Genomic DNA, 22896 nt, shown 5'->3' with positions numbered 1-22896 from the left:
CTATAAAGGGCAAGACGTGTCCACCTCCCTATATTTTCTGCCGCAATCACATATTTCAATCCACTTGCCCTATAAAGGGCAAGACCTACGACCATCATAGTCAACTGTCCATTTAAAGCATTTCAATCCACTTGCCCTATAAAGGGCAAGACTCACTGTATCCCCAGATAATAACGAGCAAGTGATTATTTCAATCCACTTGCCCTATAAAGGGCAAGACTCTATTTTATTTAAAGCATTTATATAATCAGGAATTTCAATCCACTTGCCCTATGAAGGGCAAGACCGAATTTCTCTTTCTTCTGCAATGTTAATATTTATTTCAATCCACTTGCCCTATGAAGGGCAAGACGTAGTAGACCCTATTAATTTAAATCCTTCCATGGAAATTTCAATCCACTTGCCCTATGAAGGGCAAGACGGCGAAAACAGGGCTGTTACACGAACGCATTTTCCCTTTTTCGTCTTTCATTTAGTATAACATTAAATATGTATGAGAAAAAGAGGGTTTTCCCCTCTCTTTTCACGCAAAAAATGGTGCGGATGTCCCGGGGATTTCATGTCCACTTCACATCCGCACCTTATTTATTTTGTTGAGTATTTGCAGAAACAGTCTTCCACATGATCATTGACCATCCCAATTGATTGCATAAATGCATAAACCGTTGTACTTCCTAAAAATTTAAAGCCTCGTTTTTTTAATTCTTTACTGATTTTTTCAGATAGCTTTGTGGTTCCTGGAACTTCGCTCATTTCCTTCCAGTGATTCATAATAGGCTGACCATCAACAAATCCCCAAATATAGGTATCAAAGCTGCCAAATTCTTCTTGAATAGCCAAGAATTTCTGTGCGTTATTGATTGCTGCCTTTACTTTCAACGGATGACGAATAATCCCTGGATTACTCAATAACTCTTCAATCTTTTGATCATCATACGTCGCAATTATCCGATAATCCCAATGATCATACGCCTCACTAAAAGTCTCCATTTTCTTTAAGATGGTAAGCCAACTAAGACCCGCTTGCATCGCTTCCAACATCAACATTTCAAATAATTTTTGGTCATTATGCACTGGAATTCCCCACTGGGTATCGTGATATATCGTTTCCAGCTCATGACTTTCTGCCCACGAACATCGCTTCATCTTTTGCCTCCTAATAATCAATTAGTGTCATCGCAGATTGGAATTCCTCTTTCAGGTGTTCCTGTTTATAAATATCAAAGGCGTGTTGATTTGTCTTTAGTACATTTCTAATTTTCGCCATCTGAAAAGTGTCCATTAATTGATTTTCTTGGATAAATTTTCTTGTTAGCTGCCACTCATAGAAATAACCAAAAGGACGACAGCTATAAATCGTCTCTTCTATCGTTTGGTCCTCAAATCTTCGATGCGTATGACCAAACACCACTTGCTTCACATTTGAAAACCCATCAATGAGCTCTCCTAATGCCTCTGATCCTAAAAATGCATTTAGCTGATTCCAGCGTTTATATTTCCCTGTCTGATAGACAATAAATTCTCTTTTAGGAACAAAATGCGTAGTTAAAATAACTGACAGACCTTTCTTTTCCAAGTCTGTTAGTAAATATTTTAACCGCTTCAATCCCTGTTGATTCACCACAGGATCTGAAAAGGCTCGACTGATAAAACGATCATACCAATAGAGATTTTTTAAACGAACAATTTCTTTCTCTGTCTCCATTGTTGAATAACTGTAATCATACCAGCCGTTAAATCCCAATAAAACCGTTTGATGATTCAATGGTATGTAACGTTCATTTAAAAAATGTGTATTAGGAAAATGCGTCATCATAGCTTCACCGGACACATCTGCAAGCTCATGGTTTCCAAAGACAAAAGTAGTTGGAAGTCCTGCGCTAGAAAAAAATTCGATAATCTCCTGACAGGTCTCCACGCGGTTTGCTACATCTCCAGCTAAGTGCAGGTGTGTTACTTGTTTTTCTTTAAGGATAGCCAATAATTGTTGAAGTTCTATTTCTGTAAAGTGATTAATATCCACATGCAAATCACTAATGACTGCTAATCGAGCCACGTACACACCTTCTTTTTTGTTCTTTCAATCCATTGTTTCTCTCTATTGTATCATGTTTTTCTAGTAAGCCAGACCTCTTTTGTCACGCCATACTGAATATCTGTTACTACTTTTCCTTTATTTATTCGTGCTGCAGGAATACGTCCTTCTCGAAGCAACCCAATTTTCTCCATTACACGACCAGACTTTGGATTCTCCTCATCGTGATATGCATATATTCGATTTAACTCAAGTACGTCAAATCCAAATTTCATGAGTTCATTTGCTGCTTCAGGGATTATCCCCTGTCCCCAATACTTTTTATTCAGTACATAGCCTAATTCTCCAGTTTTATACGCTTCATTCACTCGAAGATCGATTGTTCCAATCAACCGTCTTGTCTCTTTTTGTTCAATTCCATATTTTCCAAGTGGAGCCGCCATAAAATAATTAGCAATACTACTACCTGTCTCTTCCTGCGTTCGATGTGTAGGAAATACAAACTCGGTAGTCTCTTCATCCTTACTATAGTCATACATATCCTCTACATCTGCTAAAGTGACAGATCGCAAAAGCAAACGTTGTGTTTCTAGTTGCTGGTTTTGAGCAAACAGGAGCGCATAATTCTTCAAAATTTCCATATCATCGACCTACTTTTCTACATACTATATAGAAACCATATGCAAACATCAAGAAATATTTATAGCATGATCATTTTTTGATGAAAAAAAGAAGTCAGAAATAAAAATTTCCGACCTCCTTCTCATTCCAACTAACCAATAGAAGAATTATTTAGCTCCTACTATTTATTAAGAGAGAGCCTTTATTTCAATGCTTTGTTCACATCTTCCAGCATTAAATGAGTAGATTCTAGTCCTCCGCCACTTAAATACCATACGTCTGGAGAAAGTTGAATCACTTTGTCTTCTTTTCCAGCAGTTGTTTGCTTCACTAATTCATTGTCCGTAAGATTATTTTGTGAGTCATCCCCACCAATTGCTTTTGTACGATCTACAACAAATAATACATCTGGATTTTTTTCAAGAACATATTCAAATGAAACACTTTGTCCATGTGTTGAAGCCTCAATCCCATCATCTGCTTGTGCAAATCCAAACGTGTCATGAACGATTCCAAAACGAGAGCCTTCACCATAAGCAGAAAGCTGTCCTTCATTTACTAAAACAACTAACGCTTTCATACCACTTTTTTCTGCTGCTTCTTTCGTTGTAGCAATTTCTTTTTCCAGTGAAGCAAGCTTTTCTTTTGCCTCGTCTTCTTTATCAAATATTTTTCCAAGTGTTGTCACATTTTTTTGGATAGATGCCCATGTATCTTTATTATCTACAGACAAAAAAACAGTCGGCGCTATTTTAGACAACTCCTCTTGAAAATCCTGTTGACGACCAGAGATAATAATTAAATCTGGCTGTATTTGATTAATTTTCTCCAAATCAGGTTCTTTTATCCCACCTGCAGATTCCACAGAGTTAAATTTTTCTAAATATGTGGGTAAATTATCCACTGCAGCACCAATCACTGCATCGCCTGCACCTAGTTCATTAATTGTATCTAATGAGCCATTGTCAAAGACAACCACCTTCTTCGGATTTTTAGGAACAGTTACTTTCCCATTACTATCCTCTATCTCAATGGTTGTTGCTTGGGCAGAACTGTTGGTTTCTTTGGTTCCTGTGGTATCTGTCTTTCCTCCATTTCCACATGCTACAAGTACTAAGCTTAACGCAGCTACTGCTAAGCCTGCGATGATTTTTTTCTTCATAATCTTTCTCCTTTATAAATTATTTGATTTTCATTACTGAAAATACATACAGAATCGTTTGCCTTCAATTTCACAAATACGGATATTCATTCCATAGAGTTTATTGAGGACTTCACTTTGAATCACTTCATCCGTTGTGCCATGTGTAAATAGTTTCCCATCCTTCATCGCAACAATTTCATCTGCATAACTTGCCGCAAAATTGATATCATGCAAGACAATGATAATCGTTTTTCCCATTTCATCAACCAATCGACGCAGTGTTTGCATCATTTGAACCGCATAATTCATATCTAAATTATTCAACGGCTCATCCAGTAAAATATAGTCTGTATCCTGCGCTAAAACCATCGCAATATACGCTCGTTGAAGTTGTCCGCCAGATAATGTATCAATCATTTGATCTGCCAGTTCAACTAACCCCATATTTTGCAATGCTTCTTCGACAATTCGATAATCCGTTTTATTTAAACGTCCTTTACTATAGGGAAACCGTCCAAAATTGACCAGCTCTCTAACTGTAATTTTGACATTTACACCATTGCTTTGTTTTAAAATAGATAGTTTTTTGGATAATTCATTGGATTTCCACGATTTCACTTCATTATGGTCTAAATAAATTTCACCAATATCCTTAGGAATCAAACGACTCATCATGGAAAGTAAGGTACTTTTCCCCGCACCATTGGGGCCGATAAATGCCGTTAATTTATTTTCTGTAATTGGTAGTTTTATTTCTGAAACAACCAGCTTTTCACCAAAACGTTTGGAAACATTTTTTATTTCAATCATACGTGACGCTTCCTTTCATAAACGAGCTTTCCAACAAAATACACGCCTCCGACAAATTCAATAATCACACTTAATGTCGTATTTAAGCGAAAGACCTGCTCAACTAAAAATTGACCACCTACTAATAAAATAATACCTAACAAACCAGAGGTGACAAACAAAGTACGATGCTTAAACGTTCCCATGAATTGATAGCTGATATTTGCCACAATAAATCCTAAGAATGTCACTGGCCCCACTAAGGCAGTCGCCGTTCCTGTAAGTCCGCTAATCAACACTAACAATAAAATTTGCAGACGCGGAAGGTTAATGCCTAAATTTATGGCTTGTTCGCGTCCTAGGTGGAGAACATCCAGTGTTGTACTTAACCAAAATAAAATCGCTGAGATTCCTATAATAATGGCAGCTGCCCATAAAAGATACTGACTGTCTACATTTCCAAAGCTTGCAAACAGCTTTCCTTGTAATAAGTCATATTCATTAGGATCCATTAATACTTGAAGAAAGGTACTTCCGCTACTGAATAAGGTGCCTAAAATTAAGCCTATCATCAATAAAAGAAACAAATCATTTTGACTTTTTCCTAACATAAATTTAGATAGGAATAGACTAGCAATGACCATTAAACTAATGGTTCCGAGGAACAATCCTAGACTTTGCTGAGAGAGCATTGTCACCCCACCAAAGAGAAAAAACAACAGTGTCTGGATAAGTACATACAAGGAATCTAAGCCTAGAATACTTGGTGTTAAAAAATGATTTTGTGTGAGTGTTTGAAAACTAATGGTAGAAAATCCTGTAGCAATCGCTACCAATATAAATGCGAAAAGTTTTTTTCCACGTATTTGCCAAGCAAAGGAAAAGTTTCCATAAGTATTGTATGTAAGATAAACACCACAAAGAATGAAAGCTATCAGAGCTAGAAAAATAAGTTTTCCTACTGATGAATAAATAATTTTTTTCATGCATTTGTCCTCCTTGTTAGTAGAATGACAAATAAAATACTTCCTAAAACGCCAACAACCACGCTGACAGGCACTTCGTACGGTGCAATGATCACTCGTGCAATGATATCGCAACTAACAAGGAACAAGCTACCTGAAATGGCGGTGATACTTAATGTATTTTTTATATTGTCCCCATAAATCAACGAGACTAAATTAGGGATAACTACTCCTAAAAATGGGATACTTCCCACCATGATTAAGACGACTGCACTAGCTAATGCCACTAAACCGACACCGAAAATCTGCATCCAACGATAATTTACCCCCAGATTTGTTGCTAAGTCCTCACCAAATCCAACAATTGTAAACTGGTAAGCAAAGAGATAAATCACGACAAATAAAGGAATCGTTAGATATAATAGCTCATAACTGCCCTTCATGACCGTTGAGAAATTTCCCTGCAGCCACGAAGACATATTTTGAACAAGCTGAAATTGATACGCAAAAAATGTAGCAATTGAGCCGATAATATTCCCAAACATTACACCAATTAAGGGAAGCATTAATTGGTTTCTCGCAGGTAATAATTTTGTTAATGCAAGAAAGACCATCGTGCCTATAAAAGCAAATAAAAATGCAACCAGTGAACGAACAGATAATGGTGCATTAGGTAAAAACAGCATCACCACTAATATGCCCAATCGTGCACTATCCATAGTGCCTGCAGTTGTTGGTGAAACAAATTTATTTTGAGTTAAGTGTTGCATAATCAATCCACAGATGCTTAAGGTGCTTCCAGCCAAAAGTAAACTAATCGTTCGAGGTATTCTTGTAGCAAAAAAAACAAGCTTCTCTTCGCTATTTCCTACAAATAAATTCACAAACGAAAGATCTTTTACGCCCACAAATAAAGAAAGAAGGGTTAATAAAAAAAGAAGTAAAAACAGACCCATTTTTTTCATAGATACGCTCCAGCAAAACTAATTGAGAATGATTTTCATTCTTATTACAGTTTATGGGAACAGTCGAAGAAAATCAATGCTTTTTTTCATTCCTGCAAAAAAATGAGAGTGTGCTATACTTATCTTAAGTATTGAAAAGAGATTCAGGAGGTTTTTTCCATGGCAGACGACCAACTTCAAAGTCACTTAGATCGCGGCCGCTATGGCAGTCCACTGGTAAATCCAGATGAACAGCATAAATATATGGGGACGTTTCGTGAACGCTGTGTCCTTAGCATGACTGTCGCCGAAATGAAAAAGAAAGAAAATCAATCACGATTCGTAAAAGAATTAAAAAAGTATCCCGAGTTGACAATCCTTTTAAACGGTGCGCTCCCTGAGCAACTTCAAGCAGCCTATATTCAGCTTGCAACACAAAACAAGGTCAAATTCACTGTGATTAACGATTTTGTTGAAACAAATCCAGAGAGCTTTGGTCTACTTTTAACAGCCAAAGAAGCTGTAAATAAAGAAGTGATTGATATCGAAGAAAAATATGCATCAAGTGAAACATCTGAGGCAGCAAAGCCCAAAGAAGATAAGGGCTTTTGGCATAAACTATTTCGTTAGGAGGCCATCTTATGGTTGGTTATACACAGTTAAAAGAAGAATTGTTACGTGTATTGGATTGTCACATTGATTTGTTAAAAGACGTTGAAACGATTGAACCCAAGCATCTGGATGGAATCTTTTTTATGATGCACAGCTTTGGATTCATGCTGGATCGTGCACCGAAAGTTTTGGCAGTTGAGGATGAAGAGGAAATGAATTATATGATGTTTCAATATTATAGTTTGCTGACGGAGCTGAAATATAATCTAGCCATGAACTATCCTTACGCAACATTAGCTGAAAGAAAATTGTCAGATGTTGTGGAGACATTCCCTAAAACGTATGAAAAAGAAATGCGCCAATGGTGGGAACAAAAGACGGGTCTAGAAATCGAAGAAACCAAACAAACCATTAGTATTCCCGCTTTTGACTAGACTTGGAAGACTTGAAAAACTAGACACTCAACAGCGTTCTGAGAGAAGAAAACTATCTCTTACTAACGACAATAGAGCGTAAGACTTAACGATTTAAGTTAGGTCTTACGCTCTTAAACGCTTATTAAACGACGGAAACAGAATCTTTCTTTAAACCACTTCTGGATACAAGAGATGTAGAACATCCATCGTTAATCTGCGTCCCGTTCCTTGATAAGGGTAAATGTGCATATGCATAGCAGGATTAAAATTCGCTTCAATAATTCCATAGGCATTCGCCTCTTTTGTTGGATCAATCGTCTGATCTGGAATAATTAAGTCAATTCCGCTTATTTTTGCGCCCAATGCCTCCACTGCGTCTACCGCAATTTTTTTATAAGCATCTGTAAAGGTCTCCGTGACATCAATCGAATCCCCACCCGTACTGATATTGGAATTTTCTCTAAGATACACTACCTGATTGTTTTCAGGAATCGAATCAACTGTCAGTCCCTGCTCTTTTAGCATAAGTTTTTCAAGCGTTCCTAATTGAATCAATTCTAATGGTGAACGATGATGGGTCCCTCTCAATGGATCTTGATTTTTTTCAGCAACTAGTGCTTCTACTGTCCGCTCACCATCACCAACTACATTAGCTGGCACTCGAAGCAAGATTGCACGAACTTTTCCGTCCAATACGAAGAATCGATATTCTGTTCCCGGAAGAAATTCTTCAAGCAGCACTTCTGTATCCTCTGCAAAGGCAATCTCTAAGGCCGTTTGATAGTCTTCTTTTGAGGCGCCCTCTTTAAAGATAGAAATACCTAGTCCATAATTCGTTGATTTCGGCTTCACAACAAAGGCGGTTTTTGCAAATTCAGGATAGGCTCTTTGTGCTTCTTCCATGTTGGCAAATTCTGCTCCTTTTGGTACACGGAAACCTGCTTCTGCCAAGATTTTTTTCGTTACAGTTTTGTTTTCCATCATCAATGGGACAACATACGAATCTTTACTTGTCATATTTGCATTCTTCACGTATTCAACATGCTCTTTATGTTGTAATTTCAAAAATTGGTCCATTTCGTCTAAAACAGTTACTGATATTCCTTTTTGAATGGCATCAAAAAATAAAATTTGCGTGGAAAGCTCCATCTCTCTAAAACCTGCCAACTGATAAGGACGTTCATGCGCTTCTTGATAATAGTTTTGCGCGAATGCAACAGCAACTTTCTTTTGACTAGATGCTTGGCTTTCTTTTAATAACTGACCAGACAACGTATCTTCTGGACTCGTTAATTGTTTTTGAAGCGTGCGAATCAATTCCGCTTCTTCTGTTAATTCTAACTCCTCTAACATGGCCAGCATCTCTGCAAACAAGACCTCGCCTTCTTCTAACAGCTCCGTTTGCTCCAAAGGATTTTCTAAGGCAACCTGATTATTTAGCAAATCTCCAATTGCCACCCACTCATCTGCAGAATGTTTCTCTTCCGTCCATAATAAATACAACATGAAGATATGCAGAAATTGAATCTGTTCTTCACTGATTCCCAATCGCTCAAAAGGATTCACATCAATGCTTCGTAATTCAATATAACGAATGCCGTGAGTTGCCAGCTCAGACATTTTCTTTCCTCCCCGTAAGCGAAGAGGGGCATAAAATTCTTTTTCTTCAGATAACTTTCCTGTTTCTATCATCTCAGCAATATTTTGAACGTACGTTTCCAACGACTCATAGGAGACCGTCACATCTTCATGATTTGTATATCCGTATTTACTGCTGCGGATACTTCTTACAGGCTCTTCAGGCTTGGGTTCATTTTCAAAATAACGTGCTTCACTAACAGGTGATGCGCCATATAAATAAGTAACTAACCAGCGATAGCGCAAAAAGTTTCGTGAAACCTTCATATAAATTTCTGTTTTAAATTGATCAAAAGAAGAAATAGCCGTCTGTTCATTGAACAATTGTCGAACAAGTCCATCAGCAAATTCAAAATTAAAATGAATGCCGCTAACCATTTGTTTTCGCTTGCCATACTCTTTTGCAAGATAGCGTCTATATAAAACATCTTCAAACTTATCTAACTTGGCAATGATGATATCTTCCTCTTTTTCTGGTAAAGCAGGAGGCATACTTAACGGCCAAAGCATTTCTTCTTTTGGTAAAGAGCGCATAGTCACGTCTTGAATTGCCGCTAAAAAACGCAGCATTTCTTTGGCGGTATCTGCCACTGGTGTTATCATCTCCACCTGTGTTTCACTAAAATCTGTTTGAATATAAGGATGAAATTCACGGTTTCCTAAAATGGAAGGATGATCGGTTTTTGCTAGTTCTCCTTGTAACGTCACTCGTTGACTTTCTCTTTCTAAGCCAAAGCGAGCCTTTTTTAAAAATGGTCGAACACTTGCCCGACGCATGAATTCTTTCATTTGCATTCTATTTTCCCCTTTTATTTCTACTAAAAACCATTATATAGGAAAGTCCAAATAAAGCCTCTAAAGTTGCCTCGGCAAACATCATTTCTCTTCTTGAAGCTTTATTCTCTGTTTTTTTCGCTACGAATAAATGATACCACTAAATGTGAAGATAGATGCATAAGAATTTATTTTTATTGTATGTAATGACTTCCCTCTTCTATTTCCTAGAAAGTTTGTCATAAAATTTTTCACACGTATTTCTTTCAAAGAATCCTGTTGTGTATCATGTAGGCTAATTACTTATTTTACTTCCTTAGGATTCAGCACACCTTTCAACACGTGCCTGTACACATTTAAATCCTTCTTTTTTCAGCAAGGAGGTCTCGCTCAATCTACTTATCGAAAAAAGTGCTCACAAAGAGCAGGGTCTCTAATAAATCTGATTCAAGTTTGCAGAAAAACTCAAGTTTATCATTCTTACTTTTCAACTCTTCATGTATTTTTACGGTATAGGTATCATTAAAGAGTCCTTCATGATTCTTTTCTTTCTATATTTCAAATTTCCAAATACATCCTTCCTTAAATGAGAAAAGAGTCGGACATCATAACTTTTATGCGTTACGACTCCAGACTCTTTCTTCTATAATTGGTAGCAATACACGTGTTACACAGCTCTACAATCTTACTCTTCTTTTAGCAATCCTTTGAATAGTCCGATAACAAAATCATTTGGTTCAAAAACTTCCAAATCATCGATTCCTTCACCTAAACCGACTAGTTTAACAGGTAAATGCAGCTCATTTCGGATAGCTAAGACAATTCCACCTTTTGCTGTTCCATCTAGCTTTGTTAACACTAAACCAGTCACATCCGTAGTTTCTTTAAATTGTTTTGCCTGTACCATCGCATTTTGTCCAGTGGTTGCATCAAGCACCAACAAGACTTCGTGCGGAGCATCGGGTAGTTCTCTTTGAATGACACGCTTGATTTTCTCTAGTTCATTCATCAGATTTACTTTGTTTTGTAGACGACCTGCTGTATCAACTAATAAAACATCCACACCTTCTGCTTTGGCACGTGCCACTGCATCAAATACGACTGCCGCAGGATCGCCACCTGCATTTCCACGAACAACTTCTACACCTGCACGTTCACCCCAAACTACTAGCTGGTCAATAGCTCCCGCACGGAATGTATCGGCTGCTGCCATTAATACTTTTTTTCCTTCTTCTCGATATTGATGGGCTAATTTCCCAATACTGGTCGTTTTTCCGACCCCGTTTACCCCAACAAATAAAATAACCGTTACGCCTTCTTCTTGCAGCTGAATCTCATTAATTTCGTTAATTCCTTCTGCCTCATACAAATCAACTAGCTTTTCAATAATTGCATTTTGTACCTCTGCTGGCTTCTTTGCATTTCTCAGCTTTACTTCCTGACGTAGTGATTCTGTAATTTTTATGGCAGTTTCAAAGCCCACATCTGCACCAATTAACGTTTCTTCAAGCTCTTCAAAAAAGTCCTCATCTACGCTACGAAAATTAGCAAACAGCTCATTCATTCGTTCGCCAAAGGTTTTCCGTGTTTTTTCTAAGCCCTTATCATACTTTTCCTGAACCTCAACCACTTCTTCTGGTGCCTGTTCTTCCCCTGTAAAAGCTTTCTTGATTTTATCAAAGAATCCCATCGAATCCCTCCTTTTCGTGTAAAACAAATTGCTCGATTGCCTGAGCAACTCCGTCTTCTTCATTCGTTGCTGTCACGTAGTCTGCAGCATCTCGCACAAGCGGTATGGCATTTGCCATCGCAACGCCCATACCAACATACTCAATCATAGGCAAATCGTTTTCTTCATCACCAATACCCATGATTTCATGTCGCTCAATCCCTAAATCCTTTGCCAGTAAAGAAATCCCATACCCCTTTGTAATCCCCTTAGGCATGAACTCTAGTAGATTATTCCGAGTTTTTATGATTTCATACTGATCATAGTAGATTTTTGGTATCTCTGCAATTTTTGGATCTAAAATTTCTTGGTCAATCGCGATGACTGCTTTATTATAGATGGTTGAATCATTCAATTCTTTCATCACTGCAGGCTGAAAATCAAGTAGTTTATTTAACTGACTATAAATTGATGGATTGGTCTGAGAAGTTGGAAATTGCAGCACCGTTCCTTCTGATAAAACATCCAACGGTAAATCCATTTTTTCTGCAACTTGATGTAACGTGCGAATATCATTTTGCTCCATAACCGTCTGCTCTATAATTTCACCCGTATCATTTTTTTGGACTAATCCACCGTTAAACGTAATGCTGTAATCACCAGACTCCAACAAATTCAGCTCTTCTAAAAATCCTTCAATTGCTTTTAACGGCCGACCTGTACAGATCACAATTTTTACGCCCATTGATTTTGCTTGCGCTAGCGCTTGTTTGTTTCTTTCAGAAATTTGCTTTTTATCGTTTAATAAGGTTCCATCTAAATCAATTGCAATAAGTTTAATCATTTTTTCTCCTTATAACTAAAGCTTCTGTTGTCTTATAAGTTAGGCTAGGGATTGACAAATATTGCTCATAAGACAACTGAACACTTTACTTCCCTTATATAAATCATTTGTTGTTAACTAGCAGAAATAATCTTTCCACCCTCTGCTACTTCCTCTAGTCGAACAGAAACAATCTTAGAAACCCCAGATTCTTGCATAGTTACCCCATATAAGACGTTGGCAGCTTCCATCGTTCCTTTACGGTGCGTTACGACGATAAACTGTGTATCATTTTGAAATTGGCTTAAATAATGACCAAAACGTGCAACGTTGGCATCATCTAATGCCGCCTCTACCTCGTCCAAAATACAAAACGGTACTGGACGAACTTGAATAATTGAGAAGAGCAATGCGATAGCTGTTAATGCTCGCTCCCCACCAGATAGGAGACTCAAGCTTTGAAGTTTTTTGCCTGGTGGCTGTGCTTCAATTTCAATCCCCGTATTCAATAAATCTTCTGGATTAGTTAAGACAAGCTCTGCACGACCTCCCCCAAACATATTTGGAAAGACCACTTTAAACTTCTCACGAATCGCTTCAAAAACCTCACTAAAACGAATCTTCACTTCCTGATCCATCTCTGTCATTGTTTCAAATAACTGTTCTTTTGCGGACAAAAGATCATCTCGTTGTGTCACTAAGAATTCGTGTCGTTCATTCACTTGTTCATACTGCTCAATGGCATTTAAGTTCACTGGACCTAATCGTTCAATGCTCCGTTTTAGTCGGCTAACCTCTTGCTTTGTTTCTTCTATCTCGTTTTCTTCAATTTCTTCGGCTTGTTTGGCAGCCGCTTCAAAAGTCAAGCTGTACTCTTCTTGCAGGTACTGAAGTCCTGAATCCAGCTTCATTTCTGCACGATTTTTTTGTACTTCAATTTTTGTCTGATCTGAGAGCATCTGCTTTTGATTTCGGTTTAACTCAGCCAGATTTTTGTCTAATTCATCAACTTGGCCTTGCACATTCATACGTTCTGATTTACGCGCCGTTAGCTGCTCGCTTATTTCATCCCGTTTTTCTTGCAGCTCCGTTACGCGAATAGCGAGTGTTTCTTCTGTTACTTCATGATCAGAAACATCGCTGGTTAATGCCTCTAGCTGACGTGAAAGACTTTCTTTCTTCAAAACCGTCTCTGTCAACTGCTCATCCGCTCGCTGAAGTTGTTGTTGAATGTTGGCCAGTTGTTCTTTAGAAACGGCTAAACTTGCTGTTAAACGTGCTTTTTCTTGTGTTAGCTCTTGTCGTTTTTCCTCCATCAAATCACTTTCTTGACTAATGGACTCAATTTCCTTATCAATAGCTTCACGTGCTTCATCTAATTCACGTTGACGTTTTTCCAACGATTGTTTCTGCTCTTCATATTGCTGAATAAAATTCTGCAGCTCTTTTGTCTCAAAGCTGAAAAGTTGTTGTTCTTTTTGAATCCGTTCAAGATCTGCTGTAATATTTTGTAATTGATTTGCTACTTCCTGCTCTTTAAAACGTGCCGTTTCGCCTAGTTCCCGAATTTTCTCTACCTTTTCAGAAAATGCCGCAACTTTTTGTTCTAACTCACGTACTCGTTTTTCTCGTGCTTGCTGTTGTTGATCAAGCTGTTCGTATTGTGTCGCTAATTCTTGAAGCTCTTGTGCCTGAGAAAATAAGCTTCCTTGATTTCCCCGTTTGTTCGCCCCACCAGTCATAGAGCCGCCAGCATTCATAACATCTCCTTCAAGAGATACTACACGATACTGATAGTTAATGCTTTGTGCAATCTGGTTGGCACTGGATAAATCCTTTGCAATAATGATTGTTCCTAAAAGATTTTCCACGATGGTAGAAATTTTCTCAGGAAATGAAATCAGCTGGCTGGCAATTCCCATAAAGCCAGAAATTTGGTTTGCTTTTTGCAAGGTATTCACTTGCATTTGGCGCGGCTTGATTGTCGTTAACGGTAAAAACGTTGCACGTCCGCCACGTTGTTGTTTCAGATAGGTAATTCCCTGACGCGCATCTTTTTCTGTCTCTACAATAACGTGCTGTGCAGCGCCTCCCAAAGCAGTCTCAATAGCTAACGTGTAGTCAGCAGGTACATCAATTAATTCGGCAACCGCCCCTACAATACCGGAAAGGGTATCTTTTTGTTGAAGAACCATCCGGACGCCTTGATAGAAACCAGAATAATTTTCCTGAATTTCCTGCAAACTCTTTTGACGTGCACGAACCTGTTGCACACGGCTCATCAGCTGATACATTGTTTGTTGTTCTTCTGCTAACTGCTGTTGAGCGACTTTCCATTGTTGCTGGTGTTCAACATATTGCTCTCTTTGTTGAACTAACTCCACTTTTATCGATTCATAGTTTGCAGCAACAGTCTGCTGTTTTTCTTCTAGCTGCTGATTTCTTTTTGCAAGCTCTTCATGTTTGCTCAGTGCTTGCTGATTCTTAGAGGACTCCTGCTGGTACTGACGTTCTAAATGCTTCAGCTCATTTCCAGTACTTGCCTGTTCCTGCATAAGCTCAACATATTGTCCACGCAACTCTTCTAATAACTCTTTAGATGTTTTTTGATATTTGATTAGTTCTCGTTCATTTTGGTCTATTTCAGATTCAATTTTAAGAACTTCTACACTTTTTGCCTCTTTTTCTTCTTCTAAAGCAAGAATATCCATTTCCAACTGTTGAATCTTTTCAGCAGTCTCCTGGAGATTTTCCTGATACTCTTTTGAGCTTTGTAAGGTATGCTTTGAACGCTCAATCATTACTTCTTTTTGACCCTCTGCTTGTTTAAGCGCTTCGGTTAGATGCAGCAGCTGTTGTTGTGCATGCTCCGTCCACTGGTCCATTTCACCACGTTTTCCTCTAAGCGAAACAAGCGTCTGCTCTGATTGACGTATTCCTTCATTTAATTGAGCAAGCTGTTCATTTAATTCCACTAACTTTTGATTGTGCTCTTCCCAATAGACCTTTGCTGTATTAATTTCACTAACAGTTAAATTAATGTCCGCTTCAGTCAGGCTTTCTTTTAGGCGTAAAAACTCCTTAGCAGCCTCACTCTGGGCTGCCAAAGGAGTTAACTGATCTTCTAGTTCATAAATAATATCTTGGACACGACTCAGATTATCCTCTGTTTCAAAGAGTTTTTGTTCTGCTTTTTTCTTTCGCTGCTTATATTTCAAAACACCTGCAGCTTCTTCAAATATTCCTCGACGATCTTCTGGTTTACTGCTGAAAATGGCTTCAACCTTTCCTTGAGAAATAATAGAAAATGATTCTTTTCCAAGCCCTGAATCCATAAATAAATCTTGAATATCCTTTAACCGACAACTTTGTTTGTTGATAAAGAAATCACTGTCCCCATTTCGGTTATAACGTCGGGTAACACTGATTTCATTGAAGTCTAACGGTAAATAGTGATCACTATTGTCTAGTATCACCGTCACTTCAGCGATATTTAATTGCTTACGGGAATCTGAACCAGCAAAAATAATATCTGGCATTTTCCCGCCACGCAAGCTTTTAGCAGATTGTTCCCCAAGAACCCAACGGACTGCTTCTGTAATATTACTTTTTCCACTCCCGTTCGGACCGACAACTGCCGTCACACTGTTTTCAAAATCAATGACCGTACGATCTGCAAATGATTTAAATCCAGCGATTTCTAGTCGTTTTAAATACACGAAAGACTCCTGCTCCCTTCAATTATCCTTGCAACCCACTCAACGCATTTTCTGCAGCATTTTGTTCGGCTAATTTTTTCGATTTTCCTTGTCCCTTACCAATTAATTTTTCGTCCACATACACTTCTGTCCAAAAAATTCGTTCATGGGCTGGGCCCTCTTCTTTAATCAAACGGTAGTCAATAAAGACATCCCCAGATTTTTGCAATACTTCTTGTAATCTCGTTTTATGATCCATCTCATGTGAAAAAGCACCAGCAGCCACTTTAGGAAAAATGACTTTCTTGATAAACTCATGAACAGCCTCTGTCCCCTGATCTAGATATAACGCCCCTAAAAAGGCTTCAAATAAATCACATAATAGGGCAGGTCGCTTTCTTCCGCCAGAGTTTTCTTCTCCTTTACCTAAGCGAACATATTGATCAAAATGACACGCTTTTGCAAACATCGACAAGCTATCTTCACGCACAATCGCTGCACGCATTTTCGTCAATTTTCCTTCAGGCAAAGTCGGATATTCCCGATACAAATATTGAGAAACCAAAAGCTCTAATACTGCATCCCCTAAAAACTCTAATCGTTCATTATCAGACAAGTTTAGATTCCGATGCTCATTCACATAGGATGAATGGGTAAACGCTTGTTCCAGTATATCGACATCATGAAAAGTAATTCCATATCGTTCCTGTAATTCTTTAATCAGCTGTATATCCATTCTTCCACATTCCTTTAATTGTATTTACAACACTCCCCTATTATACTGGTTTTTGCTGATTTTTGAAATGCTTCTGTTAAAAGAATGAAAAGCTTCAATAAAAATCAAAAAAATCGACAAAGAACCAAGGCTCTTTGTCGATTTTATCATTCTATTATTTACGTGTATCAGCAGATACACCCACAGTTGCCCATGGATTTGGTGCATCATATGCCCATGAGAAGTTTGTTACACGATCGCTGATTGGTAACACTTCGTTACGGAACAATGTTGGGATAACAAATGCTTCTTCAAATGCATACTCTTGCCATTTATCAAATGCTTCTTTTTGGTAATCTGCATCAAATGATTTGCTTGAGCTAATGTTATTGATTAACTCTGTATTTTCATCTGACTCAAAACGAGTGTAGTTGAAGGCTGCAGTTGGTCCATATAGTCCATCAGGATTTGGATCAGTCCCTGTATTCCATGCTGCTTGATATACATCAATTTCTGGATCATCATTTTCTAATTTATCGTAGAATGAGTTAAACTCAATTAGACGACCAGTTGTATATTCTACATTCAAGCCAATAGATTTCCATTGTTGAATATAGTAGTCAGCTAATGGTTGAGCCGTTTCTCCACCTGACATTGAAGCAAATTTGATAGTGAATTTCTTACCATCTTTGCCTTCACGGATACCGTCGCCGTCTACATCTTTGTAGCCAGCATCATCTAATAATTTTTTGGCTTTATCAATATCTAATGTATAACCCTTCATTTCTGAGTTATGTGTTGTTTTAAATACTGGTGGAATTAGTGACGTTGCATTTGAACGTAATCCAGCATAGAAACGATCGCCAACTGCGCCGTTATCTAAAGCGTAACCCATTGCTTGACGCAATGCTTTGTCAGCCATTTTAGAATCAGGATTGTATTCTACATGACTCTTGTCTTTATTCCATTTACCTAGTTTAAATCCTAAGTAAGTATAAGAAGTTTGTTCACGTCCTAGGTTTGTATAGCCGTCTAAATCTTTATAAGTGTCATAAATATCTGTAGGCATTTGGTAAACCATATCATATTGTTTAGATTTCAATGCTTCTACAATACTTGATGTAGGTACTGAAGTCATCACAATTTTCTTCAATTGAGGTGTTCCATTCCAATAATGTTCATTTGGACTGTATTCAACAGATTCACCTGGAACAATATTACTCATGTAATATGGTCCAAATGTTACTGGATTTTTACGAACTGGATCACTTGATTCCATATCTTTAATTGCGATATCCTTCAACACGTGTTTTGGTGCTGCATAAGACCACACACCGCCACCAGCTTGCAACATGCTTGGATTTACATCTTTATAGTTAATTTCAACTGTTTTATCGTCAACTTTTTTGATTCCAGAAATAGAATCAGCTTTTCCATCATGGTATTCATCCATCCCTACAATACGACGGAATGTTTCATCATAACGGATACCAGTGTAGTCTTTGTGTCCGATAATTTCATAAGGGAAGATAATGTCATCTGCAGTTACAGGTTCACCATCAGACCATGTTACACCATCTTTTAATGTAATCGTTGCTTTTTTAGCCTCTTGGTCTAAGTCTAAGCTAGCTGCTCCATCATTTGTAATTTTAAAGTCTCCGTCATTAGTGAACAATTGTTCGTGAGAAGGTCCCATAAACATATTATCATATGCATCTTGGTAAAATTCCCATTGGAACAACCCTTTAAATTGGCTATCTGTCGCAACTGCAACATCTAATACTCCATCCTTTATCGCTTCATCCTTATTCGTTGTTGCGATTGGGAAACTTGCTACATCCGTTGTTTCCGATCCACCGGTAGCTGAACCACCAGAAGAGTCAGTCCCTTTGCTGTTCCCTCCGCCACACGCTGCCAGACCTAATGTCAGCACAGAAGCCAAGGTAACTAATCCTAAAATCTTTTTCTTCATCCTATATCCTCCTTCTTATCCTAAACGTTGACGGGCATCAGCTGAACGCTTAAATGCTTGACCAACATAATTTATACTCAGCATCAAGACTAAAATAAGTATTGACGCAGGTACCCAAATCCACTGTCTGTTCACGAGAACATCTCCACTGCTGGCATATCCAATGAGTGTTCCTAAACTTGGAACACTTGTTGGCAAACCAAAGCCTAAGAATGAAAGGGTTGTTTCTATCCCAATATTCGCAGCAAAGTTCATTGTTAAGTTCGTAATAATTAACGAACTTAAATTGGGCATTAATTCTCTGAACATAATTTTGAAATCACTTGTCCCCATTGTCTTAGAGGCACTTACATAATCACGACGTCCTTCTGATAACGTCTTACTTCGAAACAGCCGTGCTTTCCCTACCCAATAAAAAGCACTCATAATTCCGACGAATGACATCACATTATACTTAGGAATAATCGACACAAATACGATAATAATCAGCATAATTGGTAAAATCATAACAAAGTCTACAATACGCATCAAAATATTATCAATCATTCCTCCATAATAACCAGAAATAATCCCAATTCCTACCCCAACAATAGAGGTAATAATCGTAATCGTAAATCCAATTAACACAGAGTTGCGTGCCCCAATAAATAATTGACCTAGCACATCACGTCCACCCTCATCAGCTCCCAGAATATATTTATGTCCTTGAGCTGAAATAGAACCAGGTGCAGCGTATTTATCAAAAATACTTACAAACATAACTTTATCTTGATCCATAAACATGGCACCAATAAAAATTGCAAGTAGTAAAACAACTAAAATAATCAAAGATAAAATTGCCACTTTATCTTTTAAAAATTCACGTGCAATCATCCGTAACCCCATCGGTGGGATACTTTCAGCTGACGTCACTTTTTTTTCTTCTTTGCTCATAACTTATCCATTCTCCTTTCTGAAAATAATCTTCTACTGAATACGGATCCGCGGATCTACAATACTCATAATGATGTCGGAAAGTAATGTTCCGACAAGTGTCGCTATTCCAAGAATTAAAACTAATGATGTAATCACCGTATAATCTCGTTGGGAAATACTATCAATAAATAGTTTTCCGACTCCAGGATAGCCAAAGATTTTTTCAATAACTACAGAACCTGCAATTAACGAAGTAATTTCATAGCCCATTTGTGAGGCCATAGGTAATGCAGCATTTCGGAAAATATGACGACTAAAGACTTTAGAGGTTGGTACCCCTTTAGAACGAGCAGTCCGAACAAAGTCCATAGATTTAGAATCAATGACTTCACTTCGAAGATACTGAATCGTAACTGCGGTTGCTAAGAACGCTTGTGTTAAAGCAGGTAGCATAATATATTTCAGCTTATCTAAAGCTTCTGTAAAGAAGCCGCCTGTTAAGCCAATTGTTTGTGAGCCACTAGTTGGGAACCAGCCTAGACGGTACCCAAAGAAGAACAAGGTAATCAATCCAAAAATAAAGACAGGTACAGCAAAACTAAAGAAGTTATAGATGACTACCACTTTATCAAGAATTGAGTTTTGATAACGTCCTGCTAACATTCCCAGCGGAACAGCAATAATATAAGTAATAATAACTGTTAAAATTGATAGATAGAGCGTATTAACTACTCGTTCACCAATTAAATCTGCTACTGGACGTTTATATAGGAAGCTTTGCCCAAAATCGCCCTGAAGCGCATTTCCTATCCATCTAAAATATTGGGTATACCAAGGATCATTTAATCCTGCAGCTTCTCGCATAGACTCGATAACTTTTGGGTCTTGGTTTGGATTAATTAGCCCAGTAAATGGATCTCCCGGCATTGCTTTTGCTAATAAGAAAATTAAGATACTAAGAATGATTACTTGGGGAATCATTAACATAATTCGTCGTAAAATTGTTTTCCACATTATTGAGCACCCCCATCTTTTAATGCGACTTGATGTGTATCTGTAATTTTTCTCAAATCGTATACACGACCTACATTGTCGTAATAATCTTTTTGATGAGTGATATACTCTTCTTCTACGCGACGACGATTTTGTTTGTGTGCGTCACGATTCTCCACGTCGATTCTTGGAATTGCAGATAACAGACGTTTCGTGTAGATGTGGCGAGGATCTGTATAGATATCTTCTCTTGAACCAATTTCGACAAAACGACCTTTTGTCATGATAGCAATGTTGTCACACATGTGCTTCACAACCCCTAAATCATGAGAAATGAATAAGTAGCTCAGACCATATTCTTCTTGAATTCGTTTCATAAAGTTCAATACTTGTGCCTGAACAGATAAGTCTAATGCTGATACCGGCTCATCTGCCACAATTAATTTTGGATTTGTTGCTACTGCACGTGCAACTCCTAGACGTTGACGTTGTCCACCTGAAAACTCATGGGGATATTTATATAGTGCATCTTCTGGCATTCCAACAATATCAAGAAGCCCTTTTACTTTTTTCTTTTCTTCCTGATCACTTAAACGTTCAAAGTTACGGATAGGCTCTGCAATGATGTCTGCTACCCGTTTTTTAGGATTCAGACTAGACATTGCATCTTGGAAAATCATTTGAACATCTTTGTTGTAATCCATTTTTTTTCTATTGCTACGTTTAGTAATATCTTTCCCTTCGTAAAGGATTTCACCGGAAGTAACTTTTTCTAATCCAACAATCGCTTTTCCCGTTGTAGATTTTCCTGAACCAGATTCTCCTACAAGTCCATAGGTTTTTCCTTTTTCAATTGTAAAGTCTACCCCATCTACCGCATAAACAAAATCAGTGACACGGTTAAAGAAACCACTGCGAATTGGATAGTGCACTTTTAGGTCTTTTATTTGAATTAATTCTGACATTTACACTTCTCCTTCTTCGTCTCTAAAATGAAAATGCTTGTAGCATGTACAACGCACTAAATGATCTGGTGCAACTTCATGTAGACTTGGATTTTCTTCATGATCACTTTCTGGAATCCAAGGGATACGTGGTGCAAAACGACAACCTGTACGTACCATATTTTTCAAAGAAGGAACTACTCCTTCAATAACGTGTAACTCACTGTCATGATTATCCTCTTGAGGGATAGAGTTCAATAATGAACGTGTATATGGATGTTGTGGATTCGCAAATAATTCCTCTACATCTGCCACTTCTACAAATTGACCCGCATACATCACCGCAACACGGTCAGCCATCTCAGCAACAACACCTAAGTCATGTGTAATTAAGATAATTCCCGTTTCCGTTTCTTTTTGCAAGTCTTTTAGCAAATCTAAAATTTGTGCTTGAATGGTTACATCCAATGCAGTAGTTGGCTCATCAGCAATAATAATTGGCGGTTTACATGCAATGGCAATTGCGATGATAACACGCTGACGCATCCCACCTGATAATTCATGCGGATATTGACGGCCTACACGTGGAGGATTGGGAATCCCCACTTGCTCTAATAATTCAAGCGCACGTGCTTGACGTTCCTCTGCATTCATTGTTGTATGATAAGAAAGACCTTCTTTAATCTGATCTTCAATTCTCATTAAAGGATTTAACGCAGACAACGGGTCTTGGAAAATCATTCCGATGTCATTTCCACGAATCTTATTATATAAAGGCTCATTTAAATTCGATAAATTTAAGTCATTATATAAAATTTCCCCAGTAATCTTTGTATTATTTGGATCATGTAAGCCCATAATGGTTGTTGCTAACGTACTTTTTCCACAACCAGACTCCCCTACAATCGCTAGAATTTCATTTTTTTCGAGGACAAAAGACACATCGTCTACTGCGTCATAAAAATCATCTTTAATTCGGAAGCTTGTATGCAGGTTTTGTACGTCTAATAATTGATTATCATTTGACAATCGAATACCCCTCTCTGTTACCCTTCACTGAAGTTGTTTTTTATATGAAAAAAGATTGAAATATCAGTATTTTTCAACGTATACAAATCTTTCTCTTAACATAGTATAATAGTTTCTTAATAATTATATAGAAATACAGGGGAGAATGCAAGATTTATTCGCCCAAAACTGCTCAAATTGTCAGAAAAATCTATTAAAAT

The 22896-nt window shown here is 37.8% G+C and carries 19 protein-coding genes and 1 CRISPR repeat array (1 of these 20 running past the window's edge); of the genes, 2 read left to right on the top strand and 17 right to left on the bottom strand.

Translation table 11 applies throughout. The annotated features are described in order from the left end of the window. Positions 1 to 421: direct repeats of the CRISPR family, unit length 33 nt; unit sequence ATTTCAATCCACTTGCCCTATGAAGGGCAAGAC (it extends 86 nt beyond the left edge of the window). A gap of 164 nt (positions 422 to 585) precedes the next feature. The 7 genes from I589_RS11845 to fitA form a co-directional block, all read right to left on the bottom strand. Beyond that, a complete protein-coding gene (locus I589_RS11845; RefSeq protein WP_010768001.1) occupies positions 586 to 1146 on the bottom strand; it encodes a DNA-3-methyladenine glycosylase I in 561 nt (186 codons plus the stop codon). 10 nt (positions 1147 to 1156) lie between these two features. Then, complete coding sequence (locus I589_RS11840; RefSeq protein ID WP_010768000.1) at positions 1157 to 2056, bottom strand: metallophosphoesterase; 900 nt, start codon at positions 2054 to 2056, stop codon at positions 1157 to 1159. Between the two features lie 50 nt (positions 2057 to 2106). After that, complete coding sequence (locus tag I589_RS11835) at positions 2107 to 2676, bottom strand: GNAT family N-acetyltransferase (RefSeq protein ID WP_010767999.1); 570 nt, start codon at positions 2674 to 2676, stop codon at positions 2107 to 2109. Between the two features lie 182 nt (positions 2677 to 2858). Continuing rightward, complete coding sequence (locus I589_RS11830) at positions 2859 to 3818, bottom strand: siderophore ABC transporter substrate-binding protein (RefSeq protein ID WP_010767998.1); 960 nt, start codon at positions 3816 to 3818, stop codon at positions 2859 to 2861. 33 nt (positions 3819 to 3851) lie between these two features. Further along, positions 3852 to 4610, bottom strand: coding sequence for an iron chelate ABC transporter ATP-binding protein FitD (gene fitC / locus I589_RS11825; RefSeq protein ID WP_010767997.1), 759 nt, complete (start codon positions 4608 to 4610; stop codon positions 3852 to 3854). Further along, complete coding sequence (fitB, locus tag I589_RS11820; RefSeq protein WP_010767996.1) at positions 4607 to 5575, bottom strand: iron chelate uptake ABC transporter family permease subunit FitB; 969 nt, start codon at positions 5573 to 5575, stop codon at positions 4607 to 4609. Before fitB ends, fitC begins: the two co-directional genes overlap by 4 nt. Next, positions 5572 to 6519, bottom strand: a complete 948-nt coding sequence (gene fitA, locus I589_RS11815) for an iron chelate ABC transporter permease FitA (RefSeq protein WP_010767995.1) — start codon at positions 6517 to 6519, stop codon at positions 5572 to 5574. Before fitA ends, fitB begins: the two co-directional genes overlap by 4 nt. Before the next feature lie 159 nt (positions 6520 to 6678). On the opposite strand from fitA, the gene I589_RS11810 reads away from it, so the two are divergent. Together I589_RS11810 and I589_RS11805 are read left to right on the top strand one after the other, a co-directional pair. Continuing rightward, positions 6679 to 7128 carry a YueI family protein gene (locus tag I589_RS11810; RefSeq protein WP_010767994.1) on the top strand — a complete coding sequence of 150 codons (450 nt, stop codon included), beginning with the start codon at positions 6679 to 6681 and terminating at the stop codon, positions 7126 to 7128. A gap of 11 nt (positions 7129 to 7139) precedes the next feature. Further along, positions 7140 to 7544 (top strand): hypothetical protein, encoded by a 405-nt coding sequence (locus I589_RS11805; RefSeq protein ID WP_010767993.1) that lies wholly within the window; start codon positions 7140 to 7142, stop codon positions 7542 to 7544. 150 nt (positions 7545 to 7694) lie between these two features. On the opposite strand, the gene gshAB is transcribed toward I589_RS11805, so the two are convergent. The 10 genes from gshAB to I589_RS11755 form a co-directional block, all read right to left on the bottom strand. Beyond that, positions 7695 to 9959, bottom strand: a complete 2265-nt coding sequence (gene gshAB / locus I589_RS11800) for a bifunctional glutamate--cysteine ligase GshA/glutathione synthetase GshB (RefSeq protein WP_010767992.1) — start codon at positions 9957 to 9959, stop codon at positions 7695 to 7697. A 664-nt stretch (positions 9960 to 10623) separates the two neighbouring features. Beyond that, complete coding sequence (ftsY, locus tag I589_RS11795) at positions 10624 to 11628, bottom strand: signal recognition particle-docking protein FtsY (RefSeq protein WP_010767991.1); 1005 nt, start codon at positions 11626 to 11628, stop codon at positions 10624 to 10626. Next, the gene (locus I589_RS11790; protein ID WP_010767990.1) at positions 11615 to 12451 is read right to left on the bottom strand and encodes a Cof-type HAD-IIB family hydrolase; all 837 of its coding nucleotides are present in this window, start codon (positions 12449 to 12451) and stop codon (positions 11615 to 11617) included. The genes ftsY and I589_RS11790 overlap by 14 nt, the downstream gene beginning before the upstream one ends. A gap of 113 nt (positions 12452 to 12564) precedes the next feature. Then, on the bottom strand, positions 12565 to 16149 hold the full coding sequence (gene smc, locus I589_RS11785; RefSeq protein ID WP_010767989.1) for a chromosome segregation protein SMC: 3585 nt from the start codon (positions 16147 to 16149) through the stop codon (positions 12565 to 12567). Positions 16150 to 16171: 22 nt separating this feature from the next. Beyond that, positions 16172 to 16864, bottom strand: coding sequence for a ribonuclease III (gene rnc / locus I589_RS11780; RefSeq protein ID WP_010767988.1), 693 nt, complete (start codon positions 16862 to 16864; stop codon positions 16172 to 16174). A 154-nt stretch (positions 16865 to 17018) separates the two neighbouring features. Continuing rightward, positions 17019 to 18815, bottom strand: coding sequence for an oligopeptide ABC transporter substrate-binding protein (locus I589_RS11775; RefSeq protein WP_010767987.1), 1797 nt, complete (start codon positions 18813 to 18815; stop codon positions 17019 to 17021). 15 nt (positions 18816 to 18830) lie between these two features. Next, entirely contained in the window at positions 18831 to 19748 is a 918-nt protein-coding gene (locus I589_RS11770; protein WP_010767986.1) for an ABC transporter permease, read from the bottom strand. A 33-nt stretch (positions 19749 to 19781) separates the two neighbouring features. Then, a complete protein-coding gene (gene opp4B, locus I589_RS11765) occupies positions 19782 to 20744 on the bottom strand; it encodes an oligopeptide ABC transporter permease (RefSeq protein ID WP_010767985.1) in 963 nt (320 codons plus the stop codon). Further along, the gene (locus tag I589_RS11760) at positions 20744 to 21688 is read right to left on the bottom strand and encodes an ABC transporter ATP-binding protein (protein ID WP_010767984.1); all 945 of its coding nucleotides are present in this window, start codon (positions 21686 to 21688) and stop codon (positions 20744 to 20746) included. Before I589_RS11760 ends, opp4B begins: the two co-directional genes overlap by 1 nt. Next, the gene (locus I589_RS11755; protein WP_010767983.1) at positions 21689 to 22696 is read right to left on the bottom strand and encodes an ABC transporter ATP-binding protein; all 1008 of its coding nucleotides are present in this window, start codon (positions 22694 to 22696) and stop codon (positions 21689 to 21691) included. Between the last annotated feature and the right edge of the window lie 200 nt (positions 22697 to 22896).

This window comes from Enterococcus phoeniculicola ATCC BAA-412, from assembly GCF_000407505.1.
GTDB lineage: Bacteria > Bacillota > Bacilli > Lactobacillales > Enterococcaceae > Enterococcus_K > Enterococcus_K phoeniculicola.
Note: the sequence above shows the minus strand (reverse complement) of the source record. Positions and strands in the feature narration are given on the sequence as shown.

What these genes read in the sequence shown, in the direction of transcription:
- I589_RS11845 (WP_010768001.1), bottom strand. Translation starts at nt 1,146, where the DNA reads ATGAAGCGATGTTCGTGGGCAGAAAGTCATGAGCTGGAAACGATATAT.
- I589_RS11835 (WP_010767999.1), bottom strand. Translation starts at nt 2,676, where the DNA reads ATGGAAATTTTGAAGAATTATGCGCTCCTGTTTGCTCAAAACCAGCAA.
- I589_RS11830 (WP_010767998.1), bottom strand. Translation starts at nt 3,818, where the DNA reads ATGAAGAAAAAAATCATCGCAGGCTTAGCAGTAGCTGCGTTAAGCTTA.
- fitC (WP_010767997.1), bottom strand. Translation starts at nt 4,610, where the DNA reads ATGATTGAAATAAAAAATGTTTCCAAACGTTTTGGTGAAAAGCTGGTT.
- fitB (WP_010767996.1), bottom strand. Translation starts at nt 5,575, where the DNA reads ATGAAAAAAATTATTTATTCATCAGTAGGAAAACTTATTTTTCTAGCT.
- fitA (WP_010767995.1), bottom strand. Translation starts at nt 6,519, where the DNA reads ATGAAAAAAATGGGTCTGTTTTTACTTCTTTTTTTATTAACCCTTCTT.
- I589_RS11810 (WP_010767994.1), top strand. Translation starts at nt 6,679, where the DNA reads ATGGCAGACGACCAACTTCAAAGTCACTTAGATCGCGGCCGCTATGGC.
- I589_RS11805 (WP_010767993.1), top strand. Translation starts at nt 7,140, where the DNA reads ATGGTTGGTTATACACAGTTAAAAGAAGAATTGTTACGTGTATTGGAT.
- gshAB (WP_010767992.1), bottom strand. Translation starts at nt 9,959, where the DNA reads ATGCAAATGAAAGAATTCATGCGTCGGGCAAGTGTTCGACCATTTTTA.
- ftsY (WP_010767991.1), bottom strand. Translation starts at nt 11,628, where the DNA reads ATGGGATTCTTTGATAAAATCAAGAAAGCTTTTACAGGGGAAGAACAG.
- I589_RS11790 (WP_010767990.1), bottom strand. Translation starts at nt 12,451, where the DNA reads ATGATTAAACTTATTGCAATTGATTTAGATGGAACCTTATTAAACGAT.
- rnc (WP_010767988.1), bottom strand. Translation starts at nt 16,864, where the DNA reads ATGGATATACAGCTGATTAAAGAATTACAGGAACGATATGGAATTACT.
- I589_RS11775 (WP_010767987.1), bottom strand. Translation starts at nt 18,815, where the DNA reads ATGAAGAAAAAGATTTTAGGATTAGTTACCTTGGCTTCTGTGCTGACA.
- I589_RS11770 (WP_010767986.1), bottom strand. Translation starts at nt 19,748, where the DNA reads ATGAGCAAAGAAGAAAAAAAAGTGACGTCAGCTGAAAGTATCCCACCG.
- opp4B (WP_010767985.1), bottom strand. Translation starts at nt 20,744, where the DNA reads ATGTGGAAAACAATTTTACGACGAATTATGTTAATGATTCCCCAAGTA.
- I589_RS11760 (WP_010767984.1), bottom strand. Translation starts at nt 21,688, where the DNA reads ATGTCAGAATTAATTCAAATAAAAGACCTAAAAGTGCACTATCCAATT.